This is a genomic window from Furfurilactobacillus siliginis, from assembly GCF_001437435.1.
Classification (GTDB): Bacteria; Bacillota; Bacilli; order Lactobacillales; family Lactobacillaceae; genus Furfurilactobacillus; species Furfurilactobacillus siliginis.
The window spans coordinates 63,791-73,828 of record NZ_JQCB01000008.1; the positions used below are offsets into that span (position 1 = coordinate 63,791).

The following is a 10,038-nucleotide window of genomic DNA, read 5'->3' on the forward strand; positions in this document are numbered from 1 at the left end:
GCTTCCCGACTTTTGTCTCACTCTCTTCTCAATCTAATTAACGTGATAATGCAACATCTTTGCCATCAACATCAATCGTCAATGGATCACCGGAAATTAATTTAACATTCGTACCATTTTGATCGACATGAATTTCAATAACGCGGCCACGGAATAACTGCCGGAACTGATAGCTTGTCCACTTCTTTGGTAAGAATGGTGCAAAGTGAAGCTTATCATCACGCACCCGCATGCCTGCGAAGCCTTGCACAATCGCTAACCAGGCACCGGTCATGGATGTGATATGCAACCCATCGACTGTATCATTGTTGTAATTGTCCAAGTCAAGCCGCGCCGTCCGTTCGTACATTTCAACAGCCTTATCTTCTTCATGTAAGTCGGCAGCTAAAATGGAGTGAATTGAAGCAGACAGACTTGATTCGTGAACCGTCAATGGTTCGTAGAAATCAAAGTTGGCCTTCTTTTGTGCTGGTGTGAAGTCATCGATAAAGTCCCAGACACCTTGTAAAACATCCCCTTGCTTAATGTAAGGTGAACGTAAAATCTTGTCCCATGACCAGTGTTGGTTCAGTGGAAGTTGATCTGCAGGCAAGCTGCTTACAGGTTTGATGTCTTTGTCTAAGAAGCCATCGTGTTGAACAAAGATGCCAAGTTTATCATCGTGAGGCAGGTACATCCGATCAACAATATCTTGCCACTGCTTCTTTTCAGCATCGGAAACATTCAGTTTGGCAGCTTGGTCAGCATCAACTTCATCCAATACTTCCAACGTGTACTTCAACGTCCATTGCGCCAAGTAGTTGGTGTACCAGTTGTTATCAACGTTGTTCTCGTACTCGTCAGGACCAGTAACACCATGAATCATGTATTGCTGATTTCTTTCAGAGAAGTGAACCCGGTCAGCCCAGAAGCGGGAAATAGCAGTTAAGACTTCACTACCTTCATGAAGCGCATAGCTCGTATCCCCGGTGTAACGGGTGTAGTTATAGATGGCAAATGCAATATCACCATTCCGGTGAATTTCTTCAAACGTAATTTCCCATTCATTATGAGATTCAATTCCGTCAAAGGTCACCATTGGATACAAAGCCCCGTCTAACCCTTGCATCTTGGCGTTATGGAAGGCACCGTCCAATTGTTGATAACGGTACATCAAGAGATTTCTCGTAACCTGTTCGTCGGTAACGCCCAGGTAAACTGGAATGGCAAAGGCTTCTGTATCCCAGTAGGTCGCACCACCGTACTTTTCACCAGTGAATCCTTTTGGCCCGATGTTCAACCGTGAATCCTCACCATAGTACGTTGAGAATAATTGGAACAAGTTGAAACGAATTCCTTGTTGAGCGGCAGTGTCGCCATCGATGACGACATCACTCTTTTCCCAACGTTTCGCCCAAACATCGACATGCGCAGCCAACAAGTCTTCGTAACTGGTATGCCCAACCTTCGCACTCAAGTCGATCATGGCTGCTTCCAGTTTGTCCTGGGTATCGTAATCACGTGAGGAAACAACAATAACACGTTTGATCAGTGATGTACTTTCACCAGCAGCTAATTTGCCGGAGAACGCATTAACGACTTCCTTGTCGCTTGGTTGTGCTTCATCAACAAGTGGCAGTTCAGTACTGTTATGCATCGCCATCCCCACCGTAAAGCGCGGTGTGCCAAACGCATTTTCTTTCGTGATGGCGACAACAGCACCATCATGATCGTTTTGCGTTGTGTTTAACACGTTCCAGAAACGTTCGTCGTAGTTGGCATCTTCGTTTTCAACATCGGCATCCAGTGCTGAGCGAAGCTTCAAGTCAACGCTGTCAGTTCCCAGATTCTTAACGTCTAAACGAATAACAGCTAATTCTTTTTGCGCTGCACTGACAAACCGAGTAAAGGTAAAGGCTAACTTTGCAGCACCCTTTGTCAGCGTGAAGGAGCGTGTCAACACGGCGCGTTTCATATCGAGGTTCAGTTCAAAATCACTGATTTGATCTTTATCTAAATCAACGGCTTCACCATTAACTTCAACGTTAATCTTGATGAAGTTAACGGCATTAATAACCTTCCCGAAATAGTCAGGATAACCGTTCTTCCACCAACCAACACGTGTCTTGTCTGGATACCATACACCACCAACATAGATTCCAGGAAGTGTGTCGCCAGAATAATTTTCTTCGAAGAATCCACGCAGACCCATATTGCCATTACCAAGACTGGTCATAGATTCTTGCAGGCGTTTGTCCGCTTTATCGAAAGTATGTGTAACAACGTTCCAAGGTTCAATTTCAAACGTTTGTTTCATCGTTAATCTCCTTTTTAGTCGTGTCTTATTCAGCGTACGTTTCGTGAACGATTCCTACGGATAAAGCACCACATAACATTAAGATACCAGATAATAAGATCATTGCAGGCATTGATGAACCAAGTAATGGGAAGATTGCGAAACTAAGCAAGCTGGCAACAATCTGTGGTAAACAGATGGAACCGTTGAATAAACCAAGGTAAGTTCCCATGTTGGCACCTGACAGTGCGTTGGTGAGGATTGTGAATGGGAATGCCATCATTGAAGCCCAGGCAATACCAATCAAAATAAATGAAACAACCAACAATCCTTGTGAGTGAACGAAGAATACTGAAGCGAATCCAATTGCACCCAAGCCTAAGCCAAGTGAGTAAGCCTGTTTGTGCAAGTTGTTAGGGACCCGTGCAATCACTAATGACCACACAACGGCAGCTAATGATTGAACAGCTGACATCAGGCCAAACCAGTTACCAGCAGATTGGAATCCTGCACTGGCCGGGTTAACCGTGTTCCAAACATTCTTTGCAATCGCACCAGTACCATATGTCCATAGATATTGGAAACCCATCCAACAGAAGAATTGAACAACAGTTACTGTCCAGAATACTTTAGGTGCTTTGGCGAGCAACTTGAACATGTTGCCGCCTTCCTTGTTCGCGTTTTCATCAATGTTGTGATAAAGCGCATATGTGGCGGGATCGTATTCCTTCACCCGTAGAATTGTGAACAAGCTACAGATAATTAAAATAACGGCACCTACATAGAAAGAAACAACCACCGACTGTGGGACCACACCTTTTTTAGCAGTGTTGGCAACCCCGATAGCGGTTAATAAGAATGGGAAGATTGAAGCTAAAACGGCACCAGTGTTTGATAAGAAACTTTGAACACCATAGGCAAAGCCTTTTTGTTCATCGTTCACCATGTCCCCAACCATCATCTTGAATGGTTGCATGGCCACGTTACTTGATAAGTCCATGAACAAGATCGTGATGGCACCAAACCATAGTGCAGCCATCGATGCGTAACCAAAGCCAAAGCTACCGGCGTTTGGTAATAAACACATAACGATGACGGCGACCACTGCCCCAATGAGCAAGTATGGTAAACGGCGTCCGAAGCGTGCGCTCCATGTCCGGTCTGAGAAATAACCAACTAATGGTTGTACGACTAACCCTGCCAATGGTGGCAGGATGAAGAAAGCACCGAGACGCGTTGGGTCAGCACCCAGCGTTTGGAAAATCCGGCCCATGTTGGAACTCTGTAGTGAAAAGGCCATTTGTACACCTAAGAACCCAAAACTAATCATCCAGATGACACTAGCAGGCAAGTTCGGTAACTTGTGCTTGGTGGTCGTACCTTTGTCTTCTGACATAACCATTCCTCCAAATAATCGCAGTTTGCGACAACAATATAAAATAATTTCCGTCTCCTATTATGTAACCGCTTACAGTAAATTGCAACCGTTTGCACTAAACTTTTTTATTGACTTATATTTGGAAGTGACTATTATTTAGTTAGTTTTTAAAAACTAAAACTAACTAAATGGAGATAAACAACATGACAGATCAAAACTATGATTTATTCAATGAACTTCGACGCTTAATGGAACAACCATTTTTGCGGATGGCCTTACTAACTGACAATGACCCTGGCAACAGCCTACGTGCCTTATACCTAATCACCTCACACGACGGTGGCACCCTCACTGCCAGTGACCTAGCCGATGCATTAGACATCAAACCGTCTTCAGTCACGAGTATCTTACGACGGTTAGAAAATGCCGGTTTCATCGAACGGACCAAGGATGCTGACGATGCACGGGTTATCAACATTACAGCAACGACTGCCGGTCAAGAAGAAGTGGATCACCTGTTACAAACCGGCACTGATTTACGCGCTGGTGTGTTTGAAACGTTGTCCGATGAAGAAAAAGCACAATTGCTGACTTTATTGAATAAATTAAACACACAACTCAGCAGCGAGGATTATCATGATCGACTTGCAGAACGTTTTCGTGAAGGACGCGCACAACATCACGATCATGGCTGGGGTCCCTGGAAGATGAATGATGCGCAATTCGAAAACTTCATGCGTGAAAACCGCAACCACCCTCACTTTGATGGTAATCATGGCCCCTTTAACCCATTTAACCGCCGAAACTTCTAACTACTGATTGGAGATCACTATGCAACGTCGACCACAAGCGTCTGCTGACGGCAAGCCAACCGCCTTCAGCATGCGTCAATTTATTCAACTCATTAATGCCGCTAAGCCACGCTACCTCCTATTGATTGGGGGAATGCTCGTTGGTTTATTAGCAACGGCCCTACAACTGGTTGTGCCAACCCTTGCTAAAGGATTGGTGGACCAGTTCAAACATGGCATCGACTATCACCTACTAGCCGGCGTCGCTGTTATATTTATTCTCGCCGCCATTTTCTCCGGAATTTCAGGTACCGTCCTCGGCATCTTTGGTGAAAGTGTTGTGCAAGGACTCCGCGAACGTGTCTGGCGCAAACTGATTACGCTACGTGTTCACTACTTTGATGTCACCAAATCAGGTGAAATGTCATCACGACTCATTAACGACACTACCCAAGTAAAGGATCTGCTGGCTAATACCGTTCCCGCTGCCTTTTCCAGCCTGCTAATGGTCCTTGGCTCAGTTGTGATGATGTTGCGCATGGATTGGCACATGACCGTTGCCATGGTCGTAGTGGTACCTTTAGCCATGGTTGTGATCATCCCCTTGATTACCATTTCATCTAGAATTGGTCATGCAAGACAAGACGCCCTCGCTGATTTCAACGGGACTGCCAGTGAAACACTTAGCGAAATTCGTTTGGTAAAATCCTCTAACGCAGAAGCACAAACAACAAAACAAGCCGACACGGCCATTAAATCACTATTCAGTATCGGTCTTCGTGAAGCCGTTGTCGACGCCATCATGTCCCCCTTCTTAATGATGGTCATGATGCTGATGATTTTTGGTCTGTTGGCTTATGGGATTCACCGGGTCTCACAAGGCAGTATGTCAATTGGAACGCTAATGTCCTTTTTGATGTATCTGTTTAACCTGATTGGTGCAGTCCCAACCCTAGCAAACTTATTCAGCGCAACTGGTAAGGCAGCCGGCTCCACCAACCGGATTCATGACTTACTAGAAGAACCCGAGGAAGACTTGGAGCAAGGTCAACCAGTGGATGCTAGCGGTCAAGCACTTGGCATGAGCCACGTTGACTTTGCCTATGATCCTAAGGAGCCCATCTTACATGATGTGACATTTACGGCTAAGCCTAACCAGATTGTCGCCTTCGCTGGGCCTTCTGGTGGTGGTAAATCAACGATCTTTAGTCTACTCGAGCGCTTCTATGACCCCACTAGTGGTCAAGTGACCCTAGGTGATCAAAATATTGCCACCTTTAAGCTTAGCGATTGGCGTGCGCAAATTGGTTTCGTCAGTCAGGACTCAGCCATTATGGCTGGTACGATTCGCGAAAACCTGACCTATGGGTTAAAAGAATCTGTCAGTGATGATGCGCTGTGGCATGTGTTGGAACTCGCCTTTGCTAAAGATTTTGTCAGCAATATGGATCATGGTTTAGACACCCAAGTGGGTGAACGCGGCGTGAAAGTTTCTGGTGGACAACGTCAACGTTTAGCCATTGCCCGTGCCTTTTTACGGGACCCTAAGATTCTAATGCTAGATGAAGCAACCGCTAGTCTAGATTCTGAATCCGAAGCCATGGTACAAAAAGCCTTAACGAACATGATGAAGGGACGCACAACGCTAGTCATCGCACATCGCTTAGCGACCATCGTTAATGCGGATCGCATCTACTTCGTTGAAAAAGGACACATTACCGGTGCTGGAACGCATCAAGAACTCGTCGCCAGTCATGATTTATACCGTGAATACGTGGCTGAACAATTTAATCAGTAAACACAACTCAAAAATCCCCATCAAGCACGTCAGCAATTTTACTGACCTACTTGATGAGGATTTTTTTGTGCTGCACGGGCGTTTGAAAGGTTACCGTGCATTTTTATAACATCTTAAACGGCACAACCGTATGACGACCACCATTTTCGTCTGCTTTTTTAAAGACCAATTCCGTCGCCGCGGCCCCCAACTTTGCTGGAAACAACGTAATGGAATGAAATTGTAAGTCAGGCAATGGCAATTTAAACGATCGATTATAACTAACAATTGGCAGCTTCTTCCCTGGATAGATCAACTGCCATTGCTGGAAGAAGGCAAGTCCTAATAAATCGTCACTGGCAACAATACCATCGATTTGGGGATGCTCATGAATCCACACGCGTACATCCTTCGTTGGCTGTTCAACCGCCGGAATCGGTAGGTACTGGCCAACCACTTGATGTGCTGTGGTTGCCTTACCAAAACCAGCACGCCGGTCGCGCTCATACTGCCAATCTTCTTCAGAACCAACAAAGACGGGGCGCTTAACGTTAAGTTGTGAAAGCAAATAATCGGTTCCCATTTCACCGGCAGCGACATTGTCATTGTTCACATAATCATCTTGATACTGTGCGTCAGGCTCGCCAATTACGACAAACCTTAGTCCAGCCGTCCGCAGATAATTTGCAATTGGATCGTTCTCATGTGAATACAACAGAATAAACCGTTTAACTTTTGCTTGGTCGACCATGGCAATCACATTATCCAAGATAGTCTGCGTCGTTTCACCAATCGCCACCGACAACACATACTTTCGCTCTGTCAGCACCTGGTTAATTCCACGCATCGCATCAATGAAAAACGGGTTTGCTTGTTCACTGGCCTTCTCAGGCGGAAAGATAACACCGACGACATTAGATTCGCCACGGGTCAGACTCTTCGCATTAAAGTTTGGCACATATCCCAATCGATCGGCCAGTGATTTAATCTTCCGACGCGTCACGGCAGAAATTCGGGGATTGTCATTTAGGGCACGGGAAGCCGTTGAAACTGAAACGCCTGCCTGTTCCGCAATGTCACGAATCGTTACCATGCACTCGTCCTCCGTTTAAACTTAAAGTAACTCAGCAAAAACATCTTCCTGTTGATTCAAGAAGGTTTCACCAGGTTTGATTTCAGTCATTTTAACGCCTGCTAAGGCTTCAGCAACTAAACCATCAACATCAATTCGCTTTTCAAACTCACGGGTCCGTTCCAAGTTTGGTCGTGTTTTTGGTGCTGGTGGTGCAAAGATGGTACAACAATCTTCAAAAGGCAGTACTGATAAATCAAAGGTGTCAATTTTCTTGGCAATATCAATGATTTCATTTTTATCCATTGATACCAATGGCCGTAGAATTGGCATCGCAGTGACATCGTTAATGGCGAGCATACTCTCCATGGTCTGTGAAGCCACTTGTCCTAGTGATTCACCGTTGAAAATACCCAAGCCATGACGTTGTTCCGCTAACGCAACAGTCAACCGCAGCATCATGCGCCGTTGCACTGTCATCAAGTAGCCCTCTGGAACCTTTTCTTTCACTTCTTCTTGAATCTTGGTGAATGGCACTTGGATAAACCGAATCTTACCTGTGTAAGCGGTCAGCTTACCAGTCAGTTCCATGGCTTTGTCCAAGGCTTGTTGACTCGTGTATGGCGGACTGAAGAAATGCACCATTTCCACTTGAACCCCACGTTTCATCGCAAGGTAAGCGGCCACTGGTGAATCAATCCCACCAGATAGCATCATCATCCCTTTACCGGCAGTCCCGACAGGCATCCCCATCGCACCATCAAAGGTATGGCTAGAAAGGAAGATCCCGTTATTACGAACTTCCACCCGAAGCGTCACATCAGGATGCTTCATCTGCACGTGAATATCATCAAAGGCTTGTAAGATGACCCCACCAACATGATCGTTCATTTCATAAGTGCTCAACCCAAAGTGATGGTTTGAACGACGTGTATCAATCTTAAACGTCATGCCAGGCTGATATTGTTCCGTCAATAATTCAATTGCCTTTGCGTCTACGGCTGATTGTTCTAAATCCACCTTAACTGAAGGTGAATAGTTTTCAATACCAAAGACGTTTTGTAGACGTGCCATCACGCCATCAGAATCTGAACCATTTAAAACTAAGTGCATCCGATCGTGATCAGGGTGCACTTTCACCTCAGGGTAATCATGCAGCACGTTACGCACGTTGCTGCCTAACCGATCGATGAAGGATTTACGGTTTTTTCCTTTTGTGGATAATTCGCCATAACGAACCATAATTTCATCATACTTCATATTCGAACCTCCTTTATAACAGAACTGGTTTACGAGTTGATCTTCTTGAATTGCTCATATAATTGATCAAATACATCATTAAAAGTATCAGCTTCGGCCAAGGTGTTGTTTTCATCGAGACTGACCCGCACAGCACTGGTAGAAACTTGTTCAGGTACCTTCATTGCAGTCAACGTGCTCGATGCTAAATGTTTCTTAGATGAACAAGCACTGGTTGTCGAGATATAGATATCATGATCTTCAAATGCATGTACAATCGTCTCACCACGAACGCCTTCAATTGCGAAACACAAAATGTGTGGTGCAAAGTGGTCGTTTGGTTGTGAGAACAATGTGACCTTAGGAAAGTCCTTCACGTGATCTAGGATTCGTTGCCGTACAGCACGTTCGTTAGCCACGTTGTCAGATTCGTTTTCGAGCATCAAACGTAGTGCGCGTGCCATTCCAGCAATGGCTGGTAGATTTTCCGTACCACTTCGTAAGTTACGTTCCTGACCGCCACCAGTCATCAACGGTGCTAGGCGTTTTCCTGCCCGCGCATAGATAAAACCAATGCCGCGAGGTGCATGAAATTTATGGCCTGAAAAGGTAATAAAATCAACCCGATCATTAAAAATCAGTTCTGGAATTCCTTTACCAATTCCTTGCACCGCATCAATGTGGAAGTGAATCGTTGGTTTATCTTTTAAAACATCAGCGATTTCTAATAACGGCTGAATACTACCAACTTCATTATTAACAGCCATCACTGATACCAAAATGGTATCTGGACGAATGGCGGCCGCAACATCTGCTGCAGAAACACGTCCCTCTTCATCAACTGGCAGGTAGGTAATCTCATACCCTAATTGTGCTAACTGCTCCATTGAATTATGCACGGCTGGATGTTCAACAGAAGATGTAATGATGTGGCGACCGAAAGCCCGCTTCTCCATTGCAGTTCCCTTAACGACCCAGTTATCGCCTTCTGTACCACCACTGGTAAACAGAATTTCACTTAGATTGACCCCAAGCAAATCAGCAATTTGTTGCCGTGACTGTTCCAAAAGGTGGTCCGCCTGTTCGCCAAAATTGTGCAGTGAAGATGGGTTGCCCCAAATCTGTTCGCTGACCTTTTGGTATGTCTCTAAAACTGACGGTGCAACCTTGGTTGTTGCACTGTTATCAAAGTAAATCATGTTGATCCTTCCTGGTTTTATAATTCGGTTCGACTCGAGTTAAAAACTTGCAACAGTATACCACAAACACGCGGACACGAACCAGTCAGAGTCGTCACGGTGCTTGTTCTTTGTTGTTCCTGTCGAATTAGCGTCTCCCCTGCCCACTTCCGTAAATTCACATGCACTTGCGATTCGTCACGCGCATCAAGTATTTACGAAGACTTTGAAAAATCGCATTAATTTACAAATGAAACCAAAGAGAGTGGGCCAAAAGTCGGGAAGTCGTGAGCAAGACCTAGAACGGCCGTACGGATTGGTCTTCAAT

7 protein-coding genes are annotated in these 10,038 nt (G+C 45.2%); 2 read left to right on the top strand and 5 right to left on the bottom strand.

All coding sequences use genetic code 11. The features are described from left to right. Positions 1-37 precede the first annotated feature (37 nt). Together IV55_RS06865 and IV55_RS06870 are read right to left on the bottom strand one after the other, a co-directional pair. Positions 38-2,296: a glycoside hydrolase family 65 protein gene (locus IV55_RS06865; RefSeq protein ID WP_057810669.1), complete on the bottom strand. Its 2,259-nt coding sequence runs from the start codon at positions 2,294-2,296 to the stop codon at positions 38-40. Between the two features lie 25 nt (positions 2,297-2,321). After that, positions 2,322-3,671, bottom strand: coding sequence for an SLC45 family MFS transporter (locus IV55_RS06870; protein WP_146993645.1), 1,350 nt, complete (start codon positions 3,669-3,671; stop codon positions 2,322-2,324). A 185-nt stretch (positions 3,672-3,856) separates the two neighbouring features. Here IV55_RS06870 and IV55_RS06875 point away from each other — a divergent pair, with 185 nt between their 5' ends. Together IV55_RS06875 and IV55_RS06880 are read left to right on the top strand one after the other, a co-directional pair. Continuing rightward, on the top strand, positions 3,857-4,465 hold the full coding sequence (locus IV55_RS06875; protein WP_057810673.1) for a MarR family winged helix-turn-helix transcriptional regulator: 609 nt from the start codon (positions 3,857-3,859) through the stop codon (positions 4,463-4,465). Between the two features lie 19 nt (positions 4,466-4,484). Beyond that, complete coding sequence (locus IV55_RS06880) at positions 4,485-6,242, top strand: ABC transporter ATP-binding protein (protein ID WP_057810675.1); 1,758 nt, start codon at positions 4,485-4,487, stop codon at positions 6,240-6,242. A 103-nt stretch (positions 6,243-6,345) separates the two neighbouring features. Here IV55_RS06880 and IV55_RS06885 read toward each other — a convergent pair whose 3' ends face one another. The 3 genes from IV55_RS06885 to IV55_RS06895 are packed head-to-tail and all read right to left on the bottom strand — an operon-like array spanning position 6,346 to position 9,731. Beyond that, a complete protein-coding gene (locus IV55_RS06885; RefSeq protein ID WP_057810677.1) occupies positions 6,346-7,314 on the bottom strand; it encodes a LacI family DNA-binding transcriptional regulator in 969 nt (322 codons plus the stop codon). Positions 7,315-7,335: 21 nt separating this feature from the next. Continuing rightward, the gene (gene thiI / locus IV55_RS06890) at positions 7,336-8,553 is read right to left on the bottom strand and encodes a tRNA uracil 4-sulfurtransferase ThiI (RefSeq protein WP_057810678.1); all 1,218 of its coding nucleotides are present in this window, start codon (positions 8,551-8,553) and stop codon (positions 7,336-7,338) included. A gap of 29 nt (positions 8,554-8,582) precedes the next feature. Then, positions 8,583-9,731 (bottom strand): cysteine desulfurase family protein, encoded by a 1,149-nt coding sequence (locus IV55_RS06895; protein WP_057810679.1) that lies wholly within the window; start codon positions 9,729-9,731, stop codon positions 8,583-8,585. Positions 9,732-10,038 lie beyond the last annotated feature (307 nt).